Below are 26,477 nucleotides of genomic sequence, written 5' to 3'. Positions count from 1 at the left end.
CCGACCTCTTAGACTGAAAGCGTGAGCAAAACGATGACCAGCACAGTTGACACTGTCCCTGCCGGCACTTCGGTGCGGCTCCACGATCCCTCCGTCCGCGGCTTCGCCTCGGACAACTATTCCGGCGTGCACCCGGAAGTTCTCGCGGCTCTGGCCGCCGCCAACGAAGGCCACCAGGTCTCCTACGGTGAGGACGATTACACCGCGCGTCTGCAGCAGCTGATGGAAGAGCACTTCGGCGAAGGCATCGAGTGCTTCCCGGTGTTCAACGGCACCGGAGCCAACGTCCTGTCCCTGCAGTCGCTCCTCCCGCGCTGGGGTGCGGTCATTTGCGCTTCCACCGCCCACATCAACATGGACGAAAACGGTGCACCGGAGCGGATCGGCGGCATCAAGCTGCTGCAGGTCCCCACCACCGACGGCAAGCTCACCCCCGCACTGATCGACCAGGAAGCCTGGGGCTGGGGCGATGAGCACCGCGCCCAGCCGCTGGCCGTGTCCATCACCCAGACCACCGAGCTTGGCACCTGCTACACCCCGGACGAGGTCCGGGCCATCGCTGAGCATGTCCACGCAAAGGGCATGAAGCTGCACATGGACGGTGCCCGGCTGGCCAACGCCGCCGCCCACCTGGGGGTCCCGCTGCGGGCCTTTACCCGTGACGCCGGCGTGGACATCCTCTCCTTCGGCGGCACGAAGAACGGCCTGCTGTTCGGCGAGGTTGTGGTCGCCCTGAACCCTGAGGCCGCACACGGCCTGGTCTACCTGCGCAAGATGAACATGCAGCTGGCCTCCAAGATGCGGTTCATGTCCGCCCAGTTCATTGCCCTCCTCGAGGGTGAGCTGTGGTTGCGCTCGGCCTCGCACGCCAATGCCATGGCCTCCCGGCTGCGCGCCGGCGTCGAGGCGATCCCCGGCGTCGAACTGACCCAGAAGACCGAGTCCAACGGCGTCTTCGCCGTCCTGCCTGCCGGTGTCGCGGACCGGCTGCGCAAGTCCTTCCGCTTCTACGACTGGAACGAGGCGGCCCGCGAGGTCCGCTGGATGTGCTCCTTCGACACCACCGAGGATGACGTTGATTCCTTCATTGCGGCCATCAAGCGCGAGCTCGCCGCTGCCTGAACCGTGCACCGCTTCCCCTGCCCGGCGGCGAGCCTGCCGGGCAGGGCTCCGGCCGTTGCATAACCTTCCAAGGTGAGCTCCCTCGATCAGGTTCCGGCAGATTTCCTCTTCGCCTTGGGGACCCTTCGGCAGGCACGGTGCCGCAGCGAGCTGCACCTGGACGAAATTCCGGCCCCGTCCCGTCTGGCGCCGTTCGCGGTGGCCCTGGGCGCGGAAGTGATCGGCCCGGGCGACTCCCCCGCCGGCGGACCGGTCCACGGCCCGGCCGCCGCTGCCCTGGCACGGGCGTCCGGCAGCGACGACGTCGAGCTGGCCACTGGCCGCTTCATTCTGCTCCACGATCCCGACGGCTCTGCCGTGTGGGACGGGGAATTCCGGATCGTCACCTACATCCGCGCCCAGCTGGAACCCGAGATGGGCAACGACGAACTCCTGGGGTCCGTGGCGTGGACCTGGCTGGTCGAAGCGCTGGAGAACCATCAGGCCCCTTACCGCTCCGCCGGCGGCACCGCCACCCGGGTGCTCTCGGAGAGCTTTGGAACGTTGTCGGACCGGCCGAATTCAATCGACATTGAGCTCCGCGCCTCCTGGACCCCGGCCACCCCGGACATCACCTCGCACCTGGAGGCGTGGTCGGACATGGTCTGCACCTTCGCCGGACTGCCGCCCCTGCCCGAGGGCGTCACGGCCCTTCCCCGCCGCCCCCGCGGACACGCATGAGGCGCCTGTTCGGCCGCGGTCACGGTCCTATACGCCATGTTGTCGGTAAACTGTAGAGACCATGACCCCTCAGAATCCGGAAATCAGCACGGCCGGCGCCAGTCGCACCACGGCCGAGGCTGCTGACACCACAGCCCACATCACCGTGGAAGGCTTCGACAGCCTGGTCCCTGAAGTGATCGACCTCGACATTCCCCGCGACGGCGTGCCGCTGGTCATTGAAACCCGGTCCGGACTCGAACGCTGCGCCGCGGCTCTCGCCGCCGGCCACGGCCCTGCGGGCGTGGACGCGGAGCGCGCCTCGGGATTCCGCTACGGCCAGCGCGCCTTCCTGGTCCAGATCCGGCGCGAAGGCTCCGGAACCTGGCTGATCGATCCCGAACCTTTCGGTGACCTCAGCATCATCAATGACGCTTTGCGCGGCGTCGAATGGATCCTGCACGCCGCCAGCCAGGACCTGCCCTGCCTGTCCGAACTCGGCATGTGGCCGGACAAACTCTTCGACACCGAGCTCGCCGCCCGCCTGGCCGGACTGCCCCGGGTGGGCCTCGCCGCCGTCATCGAACAGCTCCTGGGCTTCGGCTTGGCCAAGGAACACTCCGCCGCCGACTGGTCCACCCGGCCCCTGCCGGAACCGTGGCTGCGCTACGCCGCGCTCGACGTCGAAGTCCTGACCGAGCTGCGCGAGGAACTGATTGAGCTGCTCGTGGCGGACGAGAAACTGGAATACGCCGAGCAGGAATTCGCCGCCATCCTCGAAGCCGGACAGGCCCCGCCGCGCGTTGATCCGTGGCGCAAGACCTCCGGACTGCACCAGATCCGGGACCGCCGCCAACTGGCCGCAGTCCGGGAGCTGTGGCTGGAACGCGATTCCCTGGCCCAGAAGCGTGACGTCGCCCCCGGCCGGCTGATCCCCGACTCCGCGCTCGTCGCCGCGGCCAAGGCGATGCCCTCCACGGTTCCCCAGCTCCTGGGCACCAAGGGCTTCCACGGCCGCGCCGCGCAGCGGGAAGCCCCCCGCTGGCTGCGCTGCATCGGCGTGGCCCGGGCCCTGGAGGACCTGCCGCCGCTGCACCTGCCCACCAACGCTCCCCCGCCCCCGCGCGTCTGGGCGGACCGGGACCCGGAGGCGGCCGCCAGGCTCGCCACCGCCCGTCCGAAACTCCAGGGCAGGGCCGAGGAACTGAACCTGCCGGTGGAGAACCTGCTGACCCCGGACTATCTTCGGCGGGTCGCCTGGCGTCCACCGGCAGAATGCAGCGAGGAAGGCGTGGCCGAGGAACTGGCGAACCTCGGGGCGCGCCAGTGGCAGATCGAAATCACGGCTCCGCTCATTGCCGAGGCCTTCCTGCACCCCGAGCCGCTGCCCGCAAAGGAACCCAAGGCCGCCGCGGAGGCGCCGTCGGGTTCCACCGTCTAGCAGCTCCTTCCCGGGACGCTCGTCTCCTCCTTGCCAGCTATGTTACTGGCGAGTAACATGATGCATGATGTCGTTCGGAACTTTCCTGCCTGTGGCAACCCCTGCCACCGGCACGGTTCCGGCACCATGTCTCAATGAGGAGTACGCCGTGAGCCAAGCCCGCACCAGCGGAAAACCCAGCAGCGCAAACCCGAGCATCGGAAGAAACAGGACCGTGCGCGACGTCGTCTTTGTCGACGGCGTCCGCACCCCGTTCGGCCGCGCCGGCGACAAGGGCATCTACGCCGGCACCCGCGCCGACGACCTCGTGGTCAAGTGCATCCGCGAACTGATGCGCCGCAACCCCTCGCTTCCCGCGGACCGGATCGACGAGGTCGCGATCGCCGCCACCACCCAGACGGGCGACCAGGGCCTGACCATCGGCCGCACCGCCGCCCTGCTGGCCGGGCTCCCCCGCACCGTGCCCGGCTTCGCGATCGACCGCATGTGCGCCGGCGCCATGACCGCCGTCACCACGACGGCGAGCGGCATCGGCTTCGGCGCGTACGACGTCGTAATCGCCGGCGGCGTGGAACACATGGGCAACCACCCGATGGGCGCCGGCGCCGACCCCAACCCGCGCTTCATGTCCGAACGGATCGTGGACCCCGCCGCGCTGAACATGGGCAACACGGCCGAGAACCTGCACGACCGTTTCCCGGCCATCACCAAGGACCGCACCGACGCCTACGCCGTCGCCTCGCAGGACAAACTCGCCGCAGCCTACGCCAACGGCCAGATCCAGCCCGACCTCGTACCCGTCGCCACGATGAAGCCGGGCCAGGGCTGGACCGTCAACACCGTGGACGAACCCCCGCGCCCCGGTACCTCGCTCGGAGACCTGGCCACGCTTAAGACGCCGTTCCGCGCCCACGGCCGGGTCACGGCGGGCAACGCCGCGGGCCTGAACGACGGCGCCACCGCAGCCCTGCTGGCCTCCGCGGATGCCGCCGAGGAACTCGGGCTGCCGGTCAGGATGCGCCTGGTGAGCTATGCCTTCGCCGGTGTGGAACCCGAGGTCATGGGCATCGGCCCGGTCCCGGCCACCGAGAAGGCGCTCAAGAACGCCGGGCTCGGCATCGGGGACATCGGGCTCTTCGAAATCAATGAGGCCTTCGCCGTCCAGGTCCTGAGCTTCCTGGACCATTTCGGGATCGCCGACGACGACCCGCGCGTCAACCGGTATGGCGGCGCGATCGCCGTCGGGCACCCGCTGGCGTCCTCGGGGGTCCGGCTGATGAACCAGCTGGCCCGGCAGTTCGAGGAGGACCCCTCGGTCCGCTTTGGCATGACTACGATGTGCATCGGCCTGGGCATGGGCGCCACCGTAATCTGGGAGAACCCGCATCACGCGGATTACGGCACCGAAGCACCGGGCATAGAAATGCACAACACCGAAGCACAGCACGCAGCGACCACGACCACCGAGACTGGAGCCACAGCATGAGCGCCGCTGATTTCCGCAAGCTTGCAGACCTCTTCCCGAACGAGACGGTCACCCACTCCTACGTCCAGGACATCGAACTGCCGCCCGTCGACGATGGGGAGACGACTGACGGCAAAAGCCCCGGCATCTTCGCGCTGGTCACCCTCGACAACGGCCTGGACCACTCCAAGCCCACCACCCTCGGACCCAACACGCTGATCGAACTCGGCACGGTCCTGGAAGGGCTGAAGGAACGCGCGGCCCGGGGCGAGATTGCCGGCGTCGGCGTCACCGGCAAGCCGTACTTCCTCGTGGCCGGCGCCGACCTCTCCACGGTCAAGTCCGTCAGCGGACGCGAACAGGGCCTGTGGATGGCCCAGCTCGGCCACGACGTCTACGCCACCCTGGCGAACCTCGGCGTGCCGAGCTTTGCGTTCATCAACGGCCTGGCCCTGGGCGGCGGCCTGGAGATCGCGCTGCAGTCCACCTACCGCACGGTCTCCACCGGCGCCGGCGCTCTGGCCCTTCCCGAGGCGTTTATCGGACTCATCCCTGGCTGGGGCGGGGTCCACATCCTGCCGCGGCTGATCGGGCCGGAGAACGCCCTCAAGGTCATGATCGAAAACCCGCTGAGCAACAACCGCATGCTCACCGGGCCGCAGGCCTACCAGCTGGGCATGGCGGACGCGATGTTCGAGCCGGCCGACTTTGTGGAACAGTCCCTGGCGTGGGCCGCAAAAGTCATTGCCGGTGCCGTGGCGCCGGAGCGGGCGAACGCCGTGGACCCGTCCGCTCCGGAGGTCGCCGCCCGCTGGGCGGCCGCCGTCGCCAAGGGGCGGGCCTTCGTGGAGGCGAAGATCTCCAACGCTTCCCCGGCGCCCGCCAAGGTCCTGGATGTCATGGAGGCCAACCGCACCCTGACCCAGGCGCAGTCCGCTGAACTCGAATGCGAGACGCTCGCCGACCTTATGCAGACCGACGAGTTCCGCTCCACTGTGTACGCCTTCCTGGACCTCGTGCAGCGCCGCTCCAAGCGTCCCGCCGGCGCCCCGGACCGCAAGCTCGCCCGCCCGGTGACGAAGATCGGCGTCGTCGGTGCCGGCCTGATGGCCAGCCAGCTCGCCCTGCTCTTCGCCCGCCAGCTCAAGGTGCCCGTGGTGCTCACGGACATCGACCAGGCCCGCGTGGACAAGGGCGTGGGGTACGTCCATGCCGAGGTGGACAAGCTGCTGGCGAAGGGCCGGATCAGCGCCGACGCCGCCAACCGCACCCGTGCGCTCGTCACGGGATCAGTTTCGAAGGAGGCCTTCGCCGACGCCGACTTCGTCATTGAGGCCGTCTTCGAGGAACTCAACGTCAAGAAGCAGGTCTTCAAGGAAGTCGAGGCGATCGTCTCGGAAGAGTGCATCCTCGCGACCAACACGTCCTCGCTGTCCGTCACCGCGATGGCGGAGGACCTTGAGCACCCCGAGCGCCTGGTCGGCTTCCACTTCTTCAACCCGGTGGCTGTGATGCCGCTGCTGGAGATCGTGCGGGCACCGAAGACCGACGACGCCGTGCTGGCCACCGCGTTCGAGCTCGCCAAGGGGCTCAAGAAGTCGGCGGTGCTGGTCAGGGATGCCGCCGCGTTTGTGGTCAACCGCGTCCTGCTGCGCCTCATGGGTGAAGTCACCGCGGCCTTCGACGAGGGCACGCCCGCCGACGTGGCCGATAACGCGCTGCGGCCGATGGGCCTGCCCATGACGCCGTTTGTGCTCGGCGCCATGGTGGGCCTGCCCGTGGCGCAGCATGTCCAGGAATCGCTGCACACGGCGTTCGGGGACCGCTTCAGGGTCTCGGCGAACCTGCAGGCGCTGATCGACAACGGTGTGACGTCCATTTGGGCCGTGCAGAACGGGGCACCGGTGCCGGGCCCGGACGGCAAGCCGTTCATTCCGGCCGAAACCCTGGCGCTGATGTCATTTGGCAGCACCCCGTCCACCGGCGAGGAGGTGCTGCGCCGGACGCAGGACGCACTGGCGGAGGAAATCGGACTGATGCTCGAGGAAGGCGTTGTGGCCGGTCCCGAGGACATTGACCTCTGCATGATCCTCGGCGCGGGCTGGCCGATGTTCCTGGGCGGGATCACCCCGTATCTGGACCGGGTGGGCGCCTCGGAACGGGTCAACGGCAAGAAGTTCCTGGCCCCGGCCGCCCGGACTTTGGTCCGGGCGGCGGCGCTGCTTTCGGGACAGTGTCCGGGCATCCCGGCGGCGCCATGTTGCTGCTAGCACTCGCAGATCATCAGCACGTTGCCGTCGGGGTCCTTGAAGTTGAACCACCGGCCGTCCCGGATCATACATTGCGCGTCATAAATTGCGCGTTGCATTCCCTGCCTACCCCGCGGCCCCAGTCAGATTTCCCGCAGCCTCCCGCCGCTGAGTTCCAGGACGCGGTGCGCGTTCCTCCGTGCGTAGTCCAGGTCGTGCGTGACCATGACGACGGCGGCGCCCCGCGCGGCGGCGCGGTCGACGGCGCCCTGCAGCGCCTCGAGGCCGTGCCGGTCCAGCCCGACGGTCGGTTCGTCCAGGGCCAACACCGCCGGTTCGCGGGCCAGGACCGTGGCCAGGGCGAGCAGCCGCTGCCGGGAGGCGGACAGCTCGGCCGGGTGTGCCGCCTCGGTACCGGACAGGCCCACCGCGGCCAGAGCGGCCCGGGCCTTGCCCTCGGCGGCGGCCTTTCCGGAGAGTTGCCGGAGTCCGAACGCGGCTTCCCGCAGGACGGTCCGTTCGAAGAGCTGGTCCCGGGGGTGCTGGAACAACAGGCCCACGGAAGCCGCGACCTTTCCCACCGGCACGCCGGCAATGCTGCGCCCGCAGACCAGCACGTCCCCGGCCGAGGGCCGGAGCAGTCCATTGAAGTGGCGCAGCAGTGTCGACTTGCCGGCGCCGTTGGGCCCGGTCACGGCGATGATCTCGCCAGGGCGCACGGCCAAATCCACGTCCCGGAGGACCCGGTCCTGCGCGCCGGGGCCGTGCCGCCGCGGGTCCCCAGCGTAGCCGAACCCAACCCCGCGCAGTTCCAGCGATGCCGGGCCGGGACCGGGCACCGCGGCAGGCACGGGCCCGGAACGGCGGGCCCCGGCGGCAACGCCGGACCCCAGGACGCTGGGCACAATACCGCCGGGCCCGCCTATGCCAATCACTCCGGCGCGCTCCAGTTCGGCAGAGCCGGCCAGCTGCGCCGGCGTCCCGGCAGCGGTGACCGTCCCGGCAGCGGTGACCGTCCTGCCGTCGTGCGCCGTCTGAGCGTCGAGAACCGTCCAGTGCGTGGCTTCCCCGGCGAGCCGGTCCGCCGCCTGGCTCAGGAGGACGACGCCGGTCCCGGCGCCGCAGAGGCTGCGGACCAGTGCCTCGACTTGCGCGGCTCCGGCGGCGTCCAGCGATGCCAACGGCTCGTCCAGGATGAGCACGTCCGGTTCCGCGATGACGGCGCAGCCCACGGCGAGCCGGCGCAGCTCCCCGCCGGAGAGCGTGGCCGGGTCCCGGTCCAGCAGGTGAGAGAGTCCGGTGCGGGCAGCCGTGCGCTCCACCGCGCGGAGCATGTCCTCCCGGGCCGTCGCGCGGTTTTCCAGGCCGAAGGCCAACTCCTCCGCGACCGTGGCGCGCACCGAGGAGAGCATCGCCGCGGCGTCCTGCGGAACGAAGGCCACGCGGCGGGACCACTCGGCGGGGTTGATCCGGGGGTCCTCGGGCACGCCGCGGAATTCCAGCACCGTGCCACCGAGCTCCAGGCTGCCGCGGAATTGTCCGGCGTGACCGGCCCGGAGCCAGCCGGCCAAAAGTTTGCCCAACGTGGATTTTCCGCTCCCGGACCCGCCCAGGACGGCGGTCAGGGAACCCGGCGTGACCGAGAGTGCGGCATCCCTCAGCACCGGGGCGTCATCGCCGTGGAACGTGAACGCCTCGATCCGGATCTGAAGCGCCGTGCGGGTGGCGGCCGTCATGACGCCGCCCCGGCAGGCCAGGAGGCCATAATCCGCCCGGCGACGGCGGCCGCCGCGAACACCAGCGCGGCTGCACGGAAGAGCCGCTGGGCGGGCGGGTCGGCGACTTCGCGGTAGCTGGTCCGGGGCCCCGGGCTGCCGAAGCCGCGGGCGTCGAGCGCCTGGGCCCGGCTTCCGGCGTCGTCAATCAGTGCCAGGACCAGCGGCACCATCTGCAGACGGAGGGTGCCGAGGCGGGACAGCAGGCCGCGTCCGACCACCATCCCGCGGGTTTCCTGGGCCTGCCGGATCCGGTCCAGGCGGCCCGCGACGGCGGGCAGGAGGGTGAGCGTGGAGGCCAGGACGAAGCCGAACTGCGGCGGGATCCTACGCCCGGCGAGGGCGGAGACGAGGTCGGGGACGCTCACGGTGAAGGAAAAGAGCAGGAATACCAGCACGCAGGCCGTGGTCCGGGTTCCCAGCTCCAGTGCGAAGCCCAGACCCTCGGCCGTGACCCTCGCCGGGCCCCACTGGGCCAGCACGGTCTGGCCCTCAGGGAAGAAGAGGCCGTGCAGCACCAGCAGGGACAGGCACAGGGGCGTCAGGATCACGGCTCCTGCGGTCAGGACGCGCCCCGCAATGCCATGGCGCGCGGCAAGGATCACCGCGGCGAGGGCCACGGCGACAGACAACGGCCAATACGCGGCCGCCGTCGTGACGACGGCGGCGCATACGGCGAGGGTCAGCGTGGTGAAGGGGTGCAGTCGCGGTGTCATGGTCGCTGTGTCAGTGTCGCAGGGTCGGGGTGTCCCAGCCGCCGCGGGGCTCAGGCGTCCGGTGCTGCCGGGGCCTTGCCGGCGAGCACCCGGTAGCGCCGCACGAAGGGGAACTGGAAGGTGGTGCGGCGGGGCAGGGCGTAGGCGAGCAGCGCCGCGATGGTGAAGACGATCGCCTTGTCCATGGGGTCGGAAATCAGTGCCTGCTTGGTGATGGCGGCCAGGAGGGTATCGCCCATGGCGCGGAAGGCGCTGACGATCGCCCCGGTACCCAGCCCTGACGTGCCGCCAAAGACGAACGCGGCGATCGGGGCGGAGACGACGCCGGCCAGGATGCCGGTGACGAAGCCGGCGACGGGGGCGAGGTAGAAGCGGCGGAACAGGCCGCCGCGGGCGGCCATGCCGGCGAGGAAGCCGATGAGGGCGGCACCGGCGGCGAACGGCAGGACGGTGGGGTTGAAGAAGGACCAGACGATGCTGCACAGCGCGCCTGTGGCGGCGCCCGCTGCGGGTCCGGCGAGGACGGCGATCAGGACGGTGCCGATCGCGTCGATGTAGAACGGCAGGCCCGTGCTGCCCATCAGCTGTCCGAGGACCACGTTCAGGACCAGCGCCACCGGGATGAGGACCACGGTGGAGGTGGGCAGCGCCGGCAGGACGGCCGCAATCAGCAGCACTGCGCCGAGCAGGAAGCCGCCGAGGGCAACGAGGGCCGAGAAGCTGGCCGGGCCGTTGGCAATGTCAGCGGGCTGGGTCAGCACCAGGAAGATGTAGGTGGCGGCGATCGCGGCGGCCCCGGCGATTTCGAGCAGGCGGCGCCTGCGGCCGGCCGCCTGTCCAGGGGCAATGATGGTGAGGGCTGGCTGTGACATGAGGGGTGTTCCTTTGGCTGGGTGCAACAAGTTCCGCCTCATGTCACCTCGGCGCAGCTACCATCCTAGCGAGCGGCGGCCATACTAGCGATCCGCAGACCCGTGTGGGCACCCCCCGCATTGGCTCAGCCATACTGTCCGGTTTCAGCCCGTCGGCGTCCGGCGTCCCACGTCCCGGGCCAGGGCGCCGATCGAGGAAATCAATTCGTCGAAGCAGTGCCCGGGGTTGTTGTCGGAGACGATCCTGGCGTTCGGCGCCAACCCCCACAGCCCGCGGAAATCGGCCACCGTGGTACCCATCAGCAGGGGCGAATCCGTTTCGACGTCGACCGTGGCCGGCCGGGTGGCGAACGGTGTGCGCCCCGCGGCAGCGCAGGCCGCGAAGGCGTCGTGCACGTGCGCCACATAGCCTTGGTCATAGAGCCGGTGAAATTCCATGTAGAAGCGCAGGGCGTCGGAGAGGCACTCGACGAGTGGGTTCCCGGACCGGCTGCGCTGGCCTTCGGGCTGCTCGGGGAGGACGAGTTCGGGCTCCGGTGCACCGGCGGCCTCGCCAAGCCGGCGCAGGTGCTCCGGGTGCATCTCGATCCGCTCGGTCATTTCCAGGGCACACAGGATCGGCAGTTTGTCCTCGGGCAGGCCCCGGTAGGCGGCAAACACTTCCTTGGCGGCATGCGGATCCACCGAGGTGTTCCATTCGGCCGTCGGGGTGGTGTTGCCCTGGTAGTAGAAGCTGCCGCCCATGATCACAAGTCCCTTGAGCAGCCGGGGAAGTTCCGGTTCCCGGCGCAGGGCCAGGGCGAAGTTGGTCAGCGGCCCGGTGATCAGGCCGGTGAGCTCCCCCGGGTGCGCCCGCACCTCCTCTACCCAGACGTCGACGGCGTGCCGGGCCGAGATCTGCTGGCGCGGCGGCGGCAGCTCGGCGTAGCCGATGCCCTGCGGCCCGTGGGTCTCCTCGGTGGTGACCAGCGGGATCTCCAGCGGGACCTCGGCACCGATGGCCACCTCGATGCCCTCGCGGCCGCAGAGTTCCAGCAGGGCCAGGTTGTTGAGCGCCACCTGCCGGGCCCCGACGTTCCCGGCGGTGCACGTGATCGCCTGGACGTGGACCTCGGGCCGGGACAGCAGGTAGACCAGGGCCAGGGCGTCGTCGATCCCGGTGTCGACATCCATCAGGATCGAATGCGTCACGGCAGGTACCGCCGCCCCGGCGCTTGCAGCACTGTTCAGACGATCAGTGTTCAGACCTGGACCGTTCAGACCTGGACTGTTCAGATCTTGACCGTTCAGAACAGCGCCACCTTGGGCGTGCGCGGGAAGAGGTCGTCCAGCTCGGCGAGGTCGGCATGGCTGGGTTTCCAGGCCACGGCGGCGGCGTTCTGGCGTACCTGCTCCGGGGTGGTGGCGCCGGCGATGACGCTGCTGACGGACGGCTGGGCGGCCAGCCAGGAGAAGGCCACCTGGACTTCGTTGAGCCCGCGGTCGGCGGCGAACTTGCCGAAGGCACCCAGCTGTTCCCAGTCGGCGTCGTGGACCAGGTTGGTGCGGGTGTGGCTGAGCCGGCTTCCCTCGGGGGCCTGGCCGGCGGAGTATTTGCCGGTCAGCAGGCCGTTGGCGAGCGGGAAGTACGGCAGGACGCCCAGGCCGTAGGCCTCGGCTGCAGGGGTGACCTCGAGTTCGGCGCGCCGGTCCAGCAGGTTGTAGTGGTTCTGGCTGGAGATGAAGCGGGCTCCCCCGCGGGCGCGTGCCACGTACTCGGCCTCGGCGATCTGCCAGCCGGCCCGGTTGGAGTGGCCGATGTAGCGGACCTTGCCGCTGGTGACGAGGTCGTCGAGGGCCGAGAGCGTCTCGTCGATGGGCGTGAGCGGGTCCGGGGTGTGGAACTGGTAGAGGTCGATCCAGTCCGTACCGAGCCGGCGCAGCGAGGCCTCCGCCGCCTTGATGATGTAGCGGCGGGATCCGCGCGCACCGAAGTCCTCGCCGTTGGCGCCGCGCATGTCCATGCCGAACTTCGTGCCGATGACCGCATCGTCGCGGCGGGAACCGAGGGCCTTGCCGAGCATTGACTCGCTGAGGCCGGGCTCGCGGCCGTAGGCGTCCGCGACGTCAAAGAAGGTGATCCCGGCGTCGAGCGCCGCGTGCACGACGGCGTCGGTGCCTTCCTGCGATTCAGTCACGGTCCCGGACCGGCCCAGGTTGTTGCAGCCAAGTCCCACGACAGAGACGGACAGTCCGGAAGTTCCAACGCGGCGGTATTCAGTCATGGTTTTAGCCTATATCGCCCCGGCGGGTGTCCCGGCCAGGCCGCCGCGGGCGGCGGAGGAGCGGACCCCCGCTACCCTGCCGGCAGCTTCAGCCCGTGCTCGTCCATGGCGTCCTGGAGCTGCGCGAGGGTCCGGGGGCAGACGCCCGGCATCCCGGCAAGCCGGCGCCGGCCAAGCTGCACGAGGTTTTCGAGGGTCTCGATCCCGGCGTGCGCGAGCGACTTTCGCGCGGGCGCCGCGAGTCCCGCGGGCAGCGGGGTGCAGCCTGGTTTCGAGGGTTTGCGCGTCATTGCGTTGCCTTTCAGTCCGTGCCCCCAAACTGGTGTGAGCCGTGCCCGGCTCCTTGCCCGTGCTGCCTAAAGCGTGAAGCTGTTTGCCGGCTTCGGCGAGTGCTTGAGCTTGAAAGTATCCTCGCCAAACGGCGCGGCGCCAATGCTCAGTTTGGTGAAGTCGAGGTCTTCGCCGCGGATGCAGACCTTGATGGCGTTGACGGTCTTATTCACGTCCGGGGTGAGGCAGAAGATGTTGAGCCGGGCGTCGGAAAATTCGCTGCGGTCCACGATCCCCAGGCCCCGCCAGGCCAGATGGCTGATCAGGGCGTCTTTGGCTTTTTCCTCGAGGTACCGGTCGCGGCTGGTCCCCTCCTTGGTCTTCAGCGCGTACTGGGCTACTACCCAGGACTGTTCCTCCGCCGGAATTTCGGCGTAGCCGTCCTCGGCGCACTGCGCCGCGAAGGCGTCCATGAGGCGCTCCGCCGCCTCGGCGTCCGCGACGTCGGTCTCGTCCGTCTTGCTCTGGTGTCCGACGACGCCGTGGTTCATCACGAACTGGCTGTAGTCCTCATCAAACCAGGCCTCCCTGAAGTGCAGGGTGCCCTCTTCGTCACGCTTGTAAACTCTGATAATTCCACTCATATGCCAGTTCCTTCCTGGGCCGTCCGGCGCCGGATTCAGTGGCGCCCACGGGTAGTGCTCAACGGATGTGCTGGCTACAGCTGCGGGATGCTGCCGGTGCTGGGGTGTTCCTGGCCGGGCAAGGGGCGCGCAAACGGCACCTTGGTGCCCAGGACCTGGGCGACGACGTCGTGCGTGATCTGCTGGGCGGTCAGGCCCACGCGTTCGAGCACCTGGCTGCGCGTGCCGTGTTCGAGGAACTCGACCGGCAGGCCCACCTCGTTGAGGGCGGTGTCGACGCCCGCGGCACGCATCTCCTGGCGGATCCGGGAACCGACGCCGCCGGCCCGCACTCCGTCCTCAATGCAAATGACCAGGCGGTGGCGCGCGGCGAGATCGATGATGGACTGCCGGACCGGGAGGACCCAGCGCGGATCCACCACCGTGGAGCTGATGCCCTGGGCACCGAGCCGGCCGGAGACGTCCAGAGCGAGTTCTGACATGGCGCCCACGCTGACGATCAGGACGTCGTTCTCGCTCGAGCCCGCGGGCCGGCGGGCCAGCACGTCCACGCCGTCCTCCAGGCGTTCGACCGCATCGACTTCGGGGCCGACGTTGCCCTTAGAGTAGCGGAGCACGCTCGGGGCGTCTTCAATGGCCACAGCCTCGCGCAGTTCCTCCCTCAGCCGGGTGGCGTCGCGCGGCGCGGCGAGGTGCAGCCCGGGGACGATCTGGACCATGGCCATGTCCCACATGCCGTGATGGCTTGCGCCGTCGGGTCCGGTGACGCCGGCCCGGTCCAGCACGATCGTGACGCCGGCTTTGTGCAGGGCGACATCCATCAGCAGCTGGTCGAAGGCACGGTTCAGGAACGTCGCGTAGACCGCGACCACCGGGTGCAGTCCCCCGAACGCCATGCCGGCAGCCGAGGTGAGGGCGTGCTGCTCGGCGATGCCGACGTCGAACACGCGCTCCGGGTGCCGGGCGGCGAACTTGTGTAGCCCGACCGGAATCAGCATGGCACCGGTAATCCCGACGATGTCCTGGCGCTCGTCGGCGATGTCGGCGATCTCGTCGGCGAACACCGCGGTCCAGGACTTCGCGCCACCGGCCTCGGTGGGTGCGCCGGTCTCCGGATCGATGATCCCCACGGCATGGAACTGGTCCGCTTCATGGGCGCGGGCCGGGGCGTAGCCGTGGCCCTTTTCCGTCATGGCGTGCACGATCACGGGGCCGGCATAGTTCTTGGCGGTGGACAGGGCGTTTTCCATGGCCTGGAGGTCGTGGCCGTCGACGGGACCGATGTACTTCATGCCGAGGTCCTCGAACATGCCCTGCGGGGCCCACCAGTCCTTGATGCCCTTCTTCATGGCGTGCAGGCTCTTGTACGTGAACTGCCCCGCGGGGCCGCCCTTCTGCAGTTTGCGCTTCCACCACTCGAGCGTGCCTTCATAGGAGGGCGCGGCCCGGAGGGAATCGATGGTGGGGCGCAGGGACGCCAGGTAGTCGGCGAACCCGCCGACCGTCGGGGCGTAGGAGCGGCCGTTGTCGTTGACCACGATCACGACACGGCGTTTCTTGTCCGCCGCGATGTTGTTGATGGCCTCCCACGCCATGCCGCCGGTCAGGGCGCCGTCGCCCACCACCGCGACGACGAAGCGGTCGCCGTCGCCGGTCAGCTGCCGGGCGCGCGAGATGCCGTCGGCCCAGGACAGCGAGGAAGACGCGTGCGAGCTTTCGACGATGTCGTGCTCGGATTCGGCGCGGTCCGGGTAGCCGGACATGCCGCCCTGCTGGCGGAGCGTGCTGAAATCCTGCCGTCCGGTGAGGAGCTTGTGCACGTAGGACTGGTGCCCTGTGTCGAAGACAATGCTGTCGCGGGGGGAATCGAAGATCCGGTGCACCGCGATGGTGAGCTCGACGACGCCGAGGTTCGGGCCCAGGTGCCCTCCCGTCCGGGAGACGTTGCCGATCAGGAAATCCCTGACCTCGGCTGCCAGCTGATCCAGCTGCGCCCCGGACAACTTACTCAGGTCCTGCGGATTCCGGATGGTGTCCAAGATTCCCAACGGCCCCTCCTTCGGGTGGTAGACATGCCTTTTAACTCTAACGCCTCCGGGCGTCAGTGACCGGCCGGGGCCGTTGCATGCGTTACCGGAGCGTGCCCGGCAGCTCCGCTAGTGTGCGGAGATCTGGCGCAGGACGTACTGCAGGATGCCGCCGTTGCGGTAGTAGTCCGCCTCGCCCGGCGTATCGATGCGCAGCACGGCGTCGAAGGACGTGACGGAACCGTCTTCGGCGGTGGCCGTGACCTTGAGGGTCTTCGGCGTGGTGCCGTCGTTCAGGGCGGTGACGCCCTCAACTGCGTAGGTTTCCGTACCGGTCAGGCCCAGGCTGGCGGCGTTCTGGCCGGCCGGGTACTGCAGCGGGAGGACACCCATGCCGATCAGGTTGGAGCGGTGGATGCGCTCGTAGCTCTCGGCAACGACAGCCTTGACGCCCAGCAGGGCAGTGCCCTTGGCGGCCCAGTCACGGGACGAACCCGAGCCGTACTCCTTGCCTGCCAGGACCACCAGCGCGGTGCCGGCTGCCTGGTAGTTCTGCGCGGCGTCGTAGACGTAGGCCTGCGGGCCGTCGGCCTGGGTGAAGTCGCGGGTGAAGCCGCCCTCCACGCCGTCCAGGAGCTGGTTCTTGATGCGGATGTTCGCGAACGTGCCGCGGATCATGACCTCGTGGTTGCCACGGCGTGAGCCGTAGGAGTTGAAGTCCTTGCGCTCCACACCGTTGGCCAGCAGGTACTGGCCGGCCGGGGTGTCCGACTTGAAGGAACCGGCCGGGGAGATGTGGTCCGTGGTGACGGAGTCGCCCAGCTTGAGCAGCACACGCGCACCGGTGATGTCCTGGACCGGCTCCGGCTGGGCCTTCATGCCCTCGAAGTACGGGGGCTTGCGGACGTACGTGGACTTCTCGTCCCAGGCGAAGGTGTCGCCGGCGGGGGTGTCGAGCGCCTTCCAGCGATCGTCGCCCTCAAAGACGCCTTCGTAGCCGCGGGCGAACATTTCCTTGTCGATCGAGGAATCGATGACCTGCTGGACCTCGACCGGGTTCGGCCAGATGTCCTTCAGGAAGACGTCGTTGCCGGCCTCGTCCTGGCCCAGGGCGTCGTTGTCGAAGTCGAAGTCCATGGAACCGGCCAGGGCGTAAGCGATGACCAGCGGCGGGGAGGCCAGGTAGTTCATCTTCACGTCCGGGTTGATCCGGCCTTCGAAGTTACGGTTGCCGGAGAGCACCGCGGTGACGGAGAGGTCGTTGGCCTGGATGGCCTCGGAGATCTCGGCGTCGAGCGGACCGGAGTTGCCGATGCAGGTGGCGCAGCCATAGCCCACGATGTAGAAGCCGAGCTTCTCCAGGTACGGGGTCAGGCCCGACTTGTTGTAGTAGTCGGTGACTACCTTGGAACCGGGAGCCACGGAGGTCTTGACCCAGGGCTTGGACGTCAGGCCCTTGTCGACGGCGTTGCGGGCCAGCAGTGCGGCGGCCAGCATCACGGACGGGTTGGACGTGTTGGTGCAGGAGGTGATCGAGGCGATCGAGACCGCGCCGTGGTCGAGCTCGAACTCGCGTCCGTCCGCGGTCTTGACGCTGACCTTGTTGGACGGGCGGCCGTTGGACTTCGGGCCGTGCGCGTGCGGGGCCACGTCGCTCGGGTGCGACGAAGAGGCGGTGAACGAGGGCGAGTCCGAAGCCGGGAAGCTTTCGTCGATCGCTTCGTCCAGGCTTCCGTCGGCCAGGTCTTCCTTCACGTAGTTGCGCAGGTCCTCGCGGAACTGGGCCTTGGACTCCGTGAGGATGATGCGGTCCTGCGGGCGCTTCGGGCCGGAGATCGACGGAACAACCGTGGACAGGTCCAGTTCGAGGTACTCGGAGAACTTGATCTCGCGGGAGGGGTCGTGCCAGAGGCCCTGTTCCTTCGCGTACGACTCCACGAGCGCGACGTTCTCGTCGGACCGGCCGGTGAGGCGCAGGTAGTCGAGGGTGACGTCGTCGATCGGGAACATCGCGGCGGTGGAGCCGAACTCCGGGCTCATGTTGCCGATCGTTGCACGGTTGGCCAGCGGCACAGCCGCGACGCCTTCACCGTAGAACTCGACGAACTTGCCGACCACACCGTGCTTGCGCAGCTGCTCGGTGATGGTCAGGACGACGTCGGTGGCGGTGGCGCCGGCCGGGATGGAGCCGGTGAGCTTGAAGCCCACGACGCGCGGGATGAGCATGGACACGGGCTGGCCAAGCATGGCAGCCTCGGCCTCGATGCCGCCAACGCCCCAGCCCAGCACGCCCAGGCCGTTGACCATGGTGGTGTGCGAGTCGGTGCCGACGCAGGTGTCCGGGTAGGCGCGGACAACGCCGTCGACTTCACGGGTCATAACGGTGCGGGCCAGGTACTCGATGTTGACCTGGTGCACAATGCCGGTGCCCGGCGGGACGACCTTGAAGTCGTCAAATGCAGTCTGGCCCCAGCGCAGGAACTGGTAACGCTCCCCGTTGCGCTGGTATTCGATCTCCATATTGCGCTCCAGTGCGCCGGAGTTGCCGAAGGCGTCAATCTGGACCGAGTGGTCAATGACCATTTCGGCCGGTGCCAGCGGGTTGACCCGCTTCGGGTCTCCGCCGAGCTCCTTGACGGCCTCACGCATGGTGGCGAGGTCAACGACGCACGGCACGCCGGTGAAGTCCTGCATGATCACGCGCGCCGGCGTGAACTGGATCTCGGTGTCGGGCTCGGCGCTGGGATCCCAGCCTGCCAGCGCACGGACGTGGTCGGCCGTGATGTTGGCACCGTCCTCGGTCCTCAACAGGTTTTCAAGCAATACCTTGAGGCTGAACGGAAGGTTTTCTGCACCTTCGACGGAGTTCAACCGGAAAATTTCATATTCGGTTCCGGCTACATTAAGTTTGCCTTTTGAACCGAAGCTGTCCACAATGCTCATCGCAGGACTCCTCTCGCAACAGTTTCATCTTTGTCGCGCTACTGGACCCTTGCTAGTTAGGTCGGCCTAACTAATACAGGCATCGGTACATCATGGTACGCAATGCAGGTAAGAACGCAGGGAACGGCCGCTAAATCAACGCAGGTGGTTAATTCAACGCCAGTACTCAATTAACCACTGATGATGGAGCGCGACGACGGACTACTACGCCCATCCTAGTGGCATCACGGTTGAGGAGTCAGCAACGCCACAGTCTCCATGTGGTGGGTATGCGGGTACAGGTCGAAGGCACGCAGCCCGGCCAGGCCCCAGCCGCCCTGCCGGAAATAGCCCAGGTCGCGGGCGAATGAGGCCGGATCGCAGGAGACGTAGGCGACGGCCCGGGGACCGGCGTCCATCAACTGTTTGACTACCGCCTTGCCGGCACCTGCGCGTGGCGGGTCCAGGATCAGGGCGTCGAAGTTGCGGGGTTTCTGCCGCAGCACGCGCTCCACACGGCCCTGGACGATCTCGACCTGGGCGGCGTCGTGCAGGTTCTTGCGTGCATCGCGGCTGGTTCCCGGGGCTCCCTCGACCGAGAGCACGGATCCGGTCACGCCCACGGCATCGGCCAGCGGTGCCGTGAACAGCCCGGCCCCGGCGTACAGGTCCGCCACCACCGAGCCCGGCGCGAGGTAGCCGCCGTCGTGCAGGAAGCCGGTGACGGCGCCGACGAGTGTCTCCGGGGCATCCCGGTGGATCTGCCAGAAGCCGTCGCCGGTAACCCGGTACTCGTGGCCCGCTGCAGACTCCTGGACGTAGGTGCGGCCGCGCAACTGCAGCACCTCGCCGGTGGCCGGGTCCAGGCTGGCGACCGAGACGTCGTCGGGCAGCTGGGCCAGGATGCCGCTGAGCCGCTTGGACCGGGTTCCCGGGGCTGGCACCAGCAGCACCAGCGGCCGGGAGCCGTTCGCCGGGGCGGCGACCTCGACCCGGTCGATGCCCTGCAGGTCGATGTCCCAGAGCCGGAGCGCGTTGATCCCGTCCACGGCCAGCGGCATGTCGCGCACGGGCAGGATGGCATCGGAGCGGTGGGCGTGCATGCCGAGCTTGCCGGCCGCCGTCACGGCGAAGCCGGCMCGCGTCCGCCAGCCCAGGCCGGACGCGGCCGGCTCCCCCGCGGCCGTGCCGACGGCTTCGACTGTGAGCTGCCCCGCCGGCGCAAGTTCGACGCCGGCCAGCCGCTTGAGCTGTTCGGCCAGTACCTCGGCTTTGAGGCTGCGCTGGCGCGCCAGAGAGATGTGGCCGAGTTCGGCGCCGCCGACGGGCGGGTGCCGGTGCGACCAGGAGCGCGCGGAATCGGCGAGGTCCCAGAAGTGCGGCACCCGGTCCGGGGAGGGCTCCAGGACCTCCACCACATCGGCGCGCCAGAATTTCGCGGCCGGGCCGTCCTCAGTGAGCCGGACACGGACCTTTTCGCCGGGAATCCCGTGCCGGACGAAGATGACGCGTCCCTCGTGCCGGGCAACGCAGTGCCCGCCGTGGGCGACGGGTCCGACGTCGAGCGTCAGTTCGGTGCGGGTATCGGTGTGGGCGTGCGTCCGGGTGTCGTGGGTCATTGGATATCCTGCAGGTTCTTGGCTTCTTCGGACGATTTCAGCTGCCACGGCACACTACACACCATGACCCCGGGCTCGAAGTGCAGCCGGGTTTTGATGCGCAGCGCGGTCTGGTTGTGGACGAGTTGCTCCCACCATTTGCCCACGACGTACTCCGGGATGTAGACCACGATCAGGTCGCGCGGCGAATCGCGGCGCATGTTCTTGATGTAGTCCATGATCGGGGTCACCGTTTCGCGGAACGGGCTGGCCAGCACGGTTAGGGGTACCGGGATTTCGAGCTTCTCCCAGTCCGCAACTGTCGCCTCGGTTTCCTCGGAGCTGATGTCCACGGTAATGGCGTCCAGCCGCGACGGGCGGGAGGCCCGGGCGTAGGCGAGGGCGCGCAGAACCGGCTTGCGCACGTGCGAGACGAGCAGCACCGCGTGCACCCGGGTGGGTAGGGCGCGCGGCGAGGAGTCCTCGTCGACGGCGAGTTCCTTGGCCACGTTGTCATAGTGCGCCCGGATGCTCCACATGATCAGGAACAGCACGAACATCGCCAGCAGCGCGATCCAGGCGCCCTGCGAGAACTTGGTGATCAGGACGATCACCAAGACCAGGGCGGTCATGCAGAAGCCCACCGTGTTGATGGTCCGGGACTTGATGATGCGCAACCGCACGGCAGGTTCCTTGGAAAGCTTCAGCTCCCGGCCCCAGTGCCGGATCATGCCCAGCTGGCTCATCGTGAAGGAGATGAAGACGCCCACGATGTAGAGCTGGATGAGCTTTGTAACGTCGGCGTTGAAGGCGATGATGAGCACCAGGGCGCCGGCCGCCAGGGCCAGGACGCCGTTGCTGAAGGCCAGCCGGTCGCCACGGGTGCGCAGCTGGCGCGGCAGGTAGCCGTCCTGCGCCAGGATCGAGCCGAGCACCGGAAAACCGTTGAACGCCGTGTTGGAGGCGAACACCAGGATGACGCCGGTGGCGGCCACCACGATATAGAACGGGATGGAGCCCTCGCCGAAGACGGTCTGCGCGATCTGGCTGATGGCCGGGTTCTGGATGTAGCCCTCTTCCAACGGTTTGCCGTTCAGCAGGAATTCGGTCGCCGGGTCCAGCACGATGTGCACTTTGGTGGCGTTGGCCAGGTAGATGATGCCCGCGAGCATGGCCGAGGCAATCACGCCCAGCAGCAGCAGCGTGGTGGCCGCGTTCTTGCTCTTCGGCTTCTGGAAGTTGGGCACACCGTTGCTGATGGCTTCGACGCCGGTCAGGGCCGCCGCGCCGGAGGAGAAGGCACGCAGCAGCAGGAACGCGCCGGCCAGACCGACAAGTCCTTCGTCGAAGCCCGGCTCAGGCACAATCTCGAACGCCGCCGACGGTGCCTGCCCCAGCTGGCCGGTTGCGGCCTGGAAGACCCCGACGGCGGTCATACCCAGGATCGAGGCCATGAAGATGTAGGTCGGGACGGCGAAGACGCTGCCCGCCTCCTTGATCCCGCGCAGGTTCACGAGGGCCAGGATGATGACGCCGATCGTGGCAATCGCCGCCTGCTGCCCGTGCAGCGAGGGCACGGCGGTGGTCAGGTACGTCGCGGCCGACGACATGGACACAGCCACCGTCAGCACATAGTCGACCAGCAGCGCCGAGGCCACGGTGAGGCCGGCGAACTTGCCCAGGTTGACGTTGGCAATCTCGTAATCGCCGCCGCCGGAGGGGTAGGCGTGGACGTTCTGGCGGTAGGAGGCCACGACGGTCAGAAGCACCACCATGACGGCGAGGCCCACCCACGGAGCGATGGCGACCGCGCTCACGCCGGCCAGGGCCAGGGTCAGGAGGATTTCATCCGGGGCATAGGCCACCGAGGACAGCGCGTCCGAGGCGAAAATGGGCAGCGCGATCCGCTTCGGCAAGAGCGTGTGGGCCAGACGGTCGTTCCGGAAGGGCTTGCCTACCAGCACCCGCTTCACGGCATTGAAAATTGTCAGCACCACACAAAGCTAGTCTGATTCGGACGCGATGTCATGACGGCGAAGTTGGCGTCCGCAAGGACGTCGGCCGGCGCCCCGTGGCCGTGGCCTTCCGGCACCGCGTGGCCGGTAGAGTTTTACGCAGTATCAGACGCAGAACCAAGAGGAGGCCCTTGTGGCGCACTTCGTGATCATGGGTTGTGGCCGTGTCGGGTCAACCCTGGCACACACGCTCGAGGACGCCGGTCATTCGGTGGCCATCATCGACCAGGATGACCGCGCCTTCCGGCGGCTCCGCACCGGGTTTTCCGGACGGAAGGTCACGGGGGTCGGGTTTGACCGCGAGACGATGAAGCGGGCAGGCGTCGAGGAGGCCTATGCCTTCGCGGCCGTTTCCAGCGGCGACAACTCCAACATCCTCGCCACCCGGGTGGCGCGGGAGACTTTCCACGTTCCCCATGTGGTGGCCAGGATCTACGATCCGGGCCGCGCCGAAATCTACCAGCGCCTCGGCATTCCCACGGTCGCCGCGGTCCGCTGGAGCGCCGACCAGGTGCTGCGCCGCATCCTGCCCGAACAGCACATCGCCGGCGACTACCGGGAGCCCTCGGGCCGGCTGGTCCTCGCCGAAGTTGACCTTAACCCGGACTGGATCGGGCACCCGATCTCCTCGATCGAGAAGGCGGCCGGCATCCGGATCGCGTATCTGACCCGGTTCGGCGAGGGCATGCTGCCCGTTGCCGGCACGTCCTACCAGGACGGCGACACCGTCCACGCCATGCTGAACGTGGACCGGAGCTCGGAAATCGGCCATATTCTCGCCAAATCCCCCGCCAAGGAGTCCTGAGTGAAAGTCGTCATCGTCGGTGCCGGAAGCGTCGGGTCCTCGATCGCCCGCGAGTTGTTGGCCCACAAGCACGAAATCCTGCTGATCGACGAGAAGCCGGAGGTCATCGGCCGGAGCGGGCTGCGCGGAGCCCACTGGCTGGTCGGTGATGCCTGCGAGCTGAGCACGCTGCAGGACGCCAAACTCGAGGACGCCGACGTCGTGGTCTCCGCCACCGGTGACGACAAGGTCAACCTGGTGGTCTCGCTGCTGGCCAAAACGGAATTCGGCGTCGGGCGTACCGTCGGCCGGGTCAACAACCCCAAGAACGACTGGATGTTCGACGACTCTTGGGGCGTCGACGTCGCGGTCAACACCCCGCAGCTGATGACCGCCCTGGTGGAGGAGGCGGTGGAGATCGGTGACCTGGTGCGGCTGCTGACACTGCAGACCGGGGTGTCCTCGCTGGTGGAGTTCACGGTCCCGCACGACTCGCATGTGATCGGGCTGACCGTGGGCGATGTCCAGTGGCCCGAGGACGCCACCCTCGTTGCGATCCTGCGGGACCAGGCGCCCATCACGCCGAGCCGCGACGACGTGATCGACGGCGGCGACGAGCTGTTCTTTGTCACCACGATCGCGGCCGAGGACGACCTCCGCGCCCTGCTGGCGCCCGAATCACCGCTGGAGGACCAGCACCCGGTGACCTCGGACCAGCACGGCCACGGCACCCAGCCGGCCGGGGACGACGGCTTCGACGGCTGATCCGTTCCGCTCCCAATAGATGCGCTATCAGATATGGCCGTTCCCGAAGTTTGGGAACGGCCATATCTGATAGCGCATCGGGTCAGTTGGCCTCTGGGGCCGCGGCGGGCACCGGGGCCGGCCGGGTGATCAGCCAGGCAATCCAGATGCCGAGGATGTACAGCGGCGCGCCCATGATGAGCCTGGTGGTGGCGAGGGCGGCGAGGCCCTGCTCGCCCATGAAGTAGAGCGGAACCTGCACCACGAGCCGCAGGACCAGCACGGCAACGATCACCCACGTGCCGATGCTGTACGCCCTGATCCGTTTCGGGTCCTTGCGCCATTCCAGGCCCTCGTTGCGGATGAAGCCGAAGAGCAGGCCGGCGATCGGCCAGCGCACGGCCACGGAGATCGACATTGCCAGGATGTAGCCGACGTTGGTGAAGAACCCCAGGACGTAGAAGTTCTCTGCTTTGCCGGTCGAGGTGGCCAGCCAGGCGGAGAGGCCGACGCCGATGAAGCCGGCGAGAGCCTGCGTCAGTGGTTTGCGCTGAACCAGCCGCGCCACGGTGAAGACGGCGGCCACCGCCAGGGAGGCCGTGACGGCCATCGCCAGGTTTTCCCGGTCGATGGTGAAGGCAATCAGGAAGACCAGGCCCGGGAGGATGCTCTCGGCGATGCCCTGGATGCCGCCGGCGCTTCTAAGCACATCAATGTTGCCGTTGCTCGACCGGTGCAGGCCGGCCTTGGCCGCGTAGTCCCCGGCAAGCTGAGCGACAGTTGGCGCGGCGGTTGTGGGCTGGGCGGTGGTGGGCTCGGAAGTCACGGGTGCGGAGATGTCCCGGCCGCCGTCCGCGGATTCCGCCGGCTCCTGCCGGTCGGTGTCTTGCTGAGGCCGCTCCGGGCGGTCCCGCTCGGGGTGTTCGGGCAAGGTCATTGCTCCTCCTGGCGGGAGAGTATTTCGTAGCGTGGGTTGAAGATCGTGGGCAGCCCGTCGCGGATGGTGACCATGCCCTCGAGCCGGAGCTCTGTTCCGGCGTCGACGCCGGGGATCCGGCGCCGGCCCAGCCAAACAACGCGCAGCCGCTCCTTGGGACCGGCCGGCCGCTGGCGCTGAGCGCCGGGGCGCACCCGGTGTGTTGATACCCCGTTGACCGGCAGGCTGCTGGCCGCCCCGGCACCGGAGCCGGCTTTGGCACCAAAACCCGGGAAACGGCTGACGGGCGCAGGTAGGTCGTGATCGATCAGGATCGCAATGAAGGAAGCCACTTGGTTGGCGGGCACGTACGTGACGGACTCGATGAAGCCGTGGCACAGCACCCGCCCGCGGTCCGGCAAGTCCCGGACGGACATGGCGGCGGTGGCTTTCTTGCCGGCGGCATCAGCCAATCTGAGTTATCTCCGGTCCGCGTTCGGGCTGTTCGAATTCGGGGGCCGCCTGCGGCGACGGTGCAGCGGCGGTGTCCTTGGGCAGGCGCAGCTGCAGCAAGTCACGCGGCGGCATGGGGTTCTCGCCGCGGACCACGACGATCTTCCGGAAGAGCCCCTCCAGTCCGGCCGCCGCGTCGCGGTCAAGGGCTGCCTCGCCGCCGAAGACTCCGCGGAGGAACCAGCGCGGGCCATCGACGCCGATGAACCGGGCCACGCGGTACCCCTGGCTGCCGTCCGCGCCGCCGGCGGGAAGCTTCGCCACGAGTTCGGTGCCGAAGCTGCCCTCGACTTCCTCGACCTGGCCGCCCTGGCTGCCGACCGACTGCCCGATCTGCTCACGGATTTCATCCCACAGGCCCTCGGAGCGGGGGGCGGCGAAGGCCTGCAGCTGAAGGCTCGATCCCTCCAGGTCCATGGTGACGGCGACGACGCGCTGGCTCGCCTCTTCAACCTCCAAGCGGAGCTGGAGTCCCTCCCGGGGTGCGATCAGCAGCGCACCGAGGTCCACATACCCGTCCTGGTCGTCGATTTCCGAGACGTCGAAGGGGCCCGTCGCGGCCCGGCCGGCGGTTTTGGCAACGTTCCCGGCCGGTGTCGCGGCGGCGTCACCAGCAGCTTCCGTGGCCACAGCGTTCTGGTCCGTATCGGCCCCGGTCGGCTGCTCCTGTTTGGCTTTCCTGCCGCGCCCAAAAACCATGGGGTGTCTCCTTCAGTTGTGATCCTGTACCGCCGCCCGGCGCCGTCCTGGCGCCTGTCCGCGTGGCCGCCCGCTACCCCGCGGCCGGCTCCTTATTCCGTGCATCATTGACTGCATGTGCTGCGGTGCCTGCGGCACTGCTGAAACGCAGTTGGCTCCCGTGGTGTTGCCGGGGCCTGCGCTCAGGCCGGTCCGCCGAAACCGCCGGTGGAGCCGAAGCCTCCCCCGCCGCGGACGGAGCCGTCGAGCTCCTCGACCGGGAGGAACCTGGCGTACTCCACGCGCTGAATGACCATTTGTGCAATTCTATCGCCGCGGCGGAGCTCGATCGCCTCGTCCCGGTCCGTATTGAGCAGTGTCACCGCGATTTCACCGCGGTAGCCGGCGTCCACGGTCCCCGGGGCGTTCACCACCGTGAGTCCGTGCTTGGTGGCGAGGCCGGACCGGGGGTGGATCAGCGCAACGAATCCATCCGGGAGCGCAATCGAGACGCCTGTCGGGACGAGGCGGCGCTCCCCCGGGGCGAGGACGACGTCCTCGCGGGCACGAAGGTCAGCGCCCGCGTCGCCCGGGTGCGCGTACGATGGCGGCTCGAGCCCGTCGTCGAGCATTTTCAGCTGTACCGTCAAGGTGGGCGTTCCGTAGGCTGCGTCGCTGGCCGTTGGGGCGGCACTGGCGACGGCGGTGTTTTCTTCAGTCACAGTCCCTCACTCTAACGCCCGCAAGGAACATCGTCCTAGCC

General features: G+C 68.3%; 23 protein-coding genes. 7 read left to right on the top strand and 16 right to left on the bottom strand.

All coding sequences use genetic code 11. The features are described from left to right. The first annotated feature begins 33 nt into the window (after positions 1–33). From AC1D0A_RS08210 to AC1D0A_RS08190, 5 genes are all read left to right on the top strand, one after another. Positions 34–1,122: a threonine aldolase family protein gene (locus tag AC1D0A_RS08210; RefSeq protein ID WP_476945615.1), complete on the top strand. Its 1,089-nt coding sequence runs from the start codon at positions 34–36 to the stop codon at positions 1,120–1,122. Between the two features lie 72 nt (positions 1,123–1,194). Beyond that, positions 1,195–1,842 carry a DUF3000 domain-containing protein gene (locus AC1D0A_RS08205; protein WP_018772438.1) on the top strand — a complete coding sequence of 216 codons (648 nt, stop codon included), beginning with the start codon at positions 1,195–1,197 and terminating at the stop codon, positions 1,840–1,842. 61 nt (positions 1,843–1,903) lie between these two features. After that, complete coding sequence (locus AC1D0A_RS08200) at positions 1,904–3,262, top strand: HRDC domain-containing protein (RefSeq protein WP_476945552.1); 1,359 nt, start codon at positions 1,904–1,906, stop codon at positions 3,260–3,262. 148 nt (positions 3,263–3,410) lie between these two features. Next, positions 3,411–4,748, top strand: coding sequence for a thiolase family protein (locus AC1D0A_RS08195; protein ID WP_476945551.1), 1,338 nt, complete (start codon positions 3,411–3,413; stop codon positions 4,746–4,748). Beyond that, positions 4,745–6,997 (top strand): 3-hydroxyacyl-CoA dehydrogenase NAD-binding domain-containing protein, encoded by a 2,253-nt coding sequence (locus AC1D0A_RS08190; RefSeq protein WP_476945550.1) that lies wholly within the window; start codon positions 4,745–4,747, stop codon positions 6,995–6,997. Before AC1D0A_RS08195 ends, AC1D0A_RS08190 begins: the two co-directional genes overlap by 4 nt. Here AC1D0A_RS08190 and AC1D0A_RS08185 read toward each other — a convergent pair. From AC1D0A_RS08185 to AC1D0A_RS08130, 12 genes are all read right to left on the bottom strand, one after another. After that, on the bottom strand, positions 6,994–7,095 hold the full coding sequence (locus tag AC1D0A_RS08185) for a VOC family protein (RefSeq protein WP_476945549.1): 102 nt from the start codon (positions 7,093–7,095) through the stop codon (positions 6,994–6,996). The two genes, AC1D0A_RS08190 and AC1D0A_RS08185, sit on opposite strands and share 4 nt — an antisense overlap. 24 nt (positions 7,096–7,119) lie before the next feature. Then, on the bottom strand, positions 7,120–8,712 hold the full coding sequence (locus AC1D0A_RS08180; RefSeq protein ID WP_476945548.1) for an ABC transporter ATP-binding protein: 1,593 nt from the start codon (positions 8,710–8,712) through the stop codon (positions 7,120–7,122). Continuing rightward, positions 8,709–9,467: an energy-coupling factor transporter transmembrane component T gene (locus tag AC1D0A_RS08175; RefSeq protein WP_476945547.1), complete on the bottom strand. Its 759-nt coding sequence runs from the start codon at positions 9,465–9,467 to the stop codon at positions 8,709–8,711. The genes AC1D0A_RS08180 and AC1D0A_RS08175 overlap by 4 nt, the downstream gene beginning before the upstream one ends. 50 nt (positions 9,468–9,517) lie before the next feature. After that, the gene (locus tag AC1D0A_RS08170; protein WP_243179295.1) at positions 9,518–10,339 is read right to left on the bottom strand and encodes an ECF transporter S component; all 822 of its coding nucleotides are present in this window, start codon (positions 10,337–10,339) and stop codon (positions 9,518–9,520) included. A gap of 144 nt (positions 10,340–10,483) precedes the next feature. Then, a complete protein-coding gene (locus tag AC1D0A_RS08165; protein WP_476945614.1) occupies positions 10,484–11,512 on the bottom strand; it encodes a nucleoside hydrolase in 1,029 nt (342 codons plus the stop codon). 113 nt (positions 11,513–11,625) lie between these two features. Continuing rightward, positions 11,626–12,603 (bottom strand): aldo/keto reductase, encoded by a 978-nt coding sequence (locus AC1D0A_RS08160; RefSeq protein ID WP_243179303.1) that lies wholly within the window; start codon positions 12,601–12,603, stop codon positions 11,626–11,628. Positions 12,604–12,674: 71 nt separating this feature from the next. Further along, positions 12,675–12,893, bottom strand: a complete 219-nt coding sequence (locus AC1D0A_RS08155) for a helix-hairpin-helix domain-containing protein (protein WP_243179305.1) — start codon at positions 12,891–12,893, stop codon at positions 12,675–12,677. 66 nt (positions 12,894–12,959) lie between these two features. Beyond that, a complete protein-coding gene (locus tag AC1D0A_RS08150) occupies positions 12,960–13,517 on the bottom strand; it encodes a hypothetical protein (RefSeq protein WP_028277007.1) in 558 nt (185 codons plus the stop codon). 74 nt (positions 13,518–13,591) lie between these two features. Further along, complete coding sequence (dxs, locus tag AC1D0A_RS08145) at positions 13,592–15,565, bottom strand: 1-deoxy-D-xylulose-5-phosphate synthase (protein ID WP_028277006.1); 1,974 nt, start codon at positions 15,563–15,565, stop codon at positions 13,592–13,594. 108 nt (positions 15,566–15,673) lie between these two features. Beyond that, positions 15,674–18,487 (bottom strand): aconitate hydratase, encoded by a 2,814-nt coding sequence (locus tag AC1D0A_RS08140; protein WP_476944123.1) that lies wholly within the window; start codon positions 18,485–18,487, stop codon positions 15,674–15,676. Between the two features lie 224 nt (positions 18,488–18,711). Then, on the bottom strand, positions 18,712–20,085 hold the full coding sequence (locus AC1D0A_RS08135) for a class I SAM-dependent RNA methyltransferase (RefSeq protein WP_476945546.1): 1,374 nt from the start codon (positions 20,083–20,085) through the stop codon (positions 18,712–18,714). Then, positions 20,082–22,058, bottom strand: a complete 1,977-nt coding sequence (locus tag AC1D0A_RS08130) for an APC family permease (protein WP_173403080.1) — start codon at positions 22,056–22,058, stop codon at positions 20,082–20,084. The genes AC1D0A_RS08135 and AC1D0A_RS08130 overlap by 4 nt, the downstream gene beginning before the upstream one ends. A 154-nt stretch (positions 22,059–22,212) precedes the next feature. On the opposite strand from AC1D0A_RS08130, the gene AC1D0A_RS08125 reads away from it, so the two are divergent. Both AC1D0A_RS08125 and AC1D0A_RS08120 read left to right on the top strand, forming a co-directional pair. After that, on the top strand, positions 22,213–22,884 hold the full coding sequence (locus tag AC1D0A_RS08125; RefSeq protein WP_028277003.1) for a potassium channel family protein: 672 nt from the start codon (positions 22,213–22,215) through the stop codon (positions 22,882–22,884). After that, complete coding sequence (locus AC1D0A_RS08120) at positions 22,885–23,628, top strand: potassium channel family protein (RefSeq protein WP_018772421.1); 744 nt, start codon at positions 22,885–22,887, stop codon at positions 23,626–23,628. It abuts the gene before it with no gap. Between the two features lie 82 nt (positions 23,629–23,710). Here AC1D0A_RS08120 and AC1D0A_RS08115 read toward each other — a convergent pair whose 3' ends face one another. From AC1D0A_RS08115 to dut, 4 genes are all read right to left on the bottom strand, one after another. Further along, positions 23,711–24,544 carry a DUF3159 domain-containing protein gene (locus AC1D0A_RS08115; protein ID WP_476945545.1) on the bottom strand — a complete coding sequence of 278 codons (834 nt, stop codon included), beginning with the start codon at positions 24,542–24,544 and terminating at the stop codon, positions 23,711–23,713. Continuing rightward, entirely contained in the window at positions 24,541–24,996 is a 456-nt protein-coding gene (locus tag AC1D0A_RS08110; protein ID WP_243179330.1) for a hypothetical protein, read from the bottom strand. Before AC1D0A_RS08110 ends, AC1D0A_RS08115 begins: the two co-directional genes overlap by 4 nt. Then, positions 24,989–25,735 (bottom strand): DUF3710 domain-containing protein, encoded by a 747-nt coding sequence (locus AC1D0A_RS08105; protein WP_243179332.1) that lies wholly within the window; start codon positions 25,733–25,735, stop codon positions 24,989–24,991. Before AC1D0A_RS08105 ends, AC1D0A_RS08110 begins: the two co-directional genes overlap by 8 nt. Positions 25,736–25,917: 182 nt before the next feature. Next, positions 25,918–26,436 (bottom strand): dUTP diphosphatase, encoded by a 519-nt coding sequence (gene dut, locus AC1D0A_RS08100; protein ID WP_230010969.1) that lies wholly within the window; start codon positions 26,434–26,436, stop codon positions 25,918–25,920. Positions 26,437–26,477: the final 41 nt, after the last annotated feature.

The sequence above is a fragment of the Arthrobacter sp. P1_D4 genome (assembly GCF_056406115.1).
Note: the sequence above shows the minus strand (reverse complement) of the source record. Positions and strands in the feature narration are given on the sequence as shown.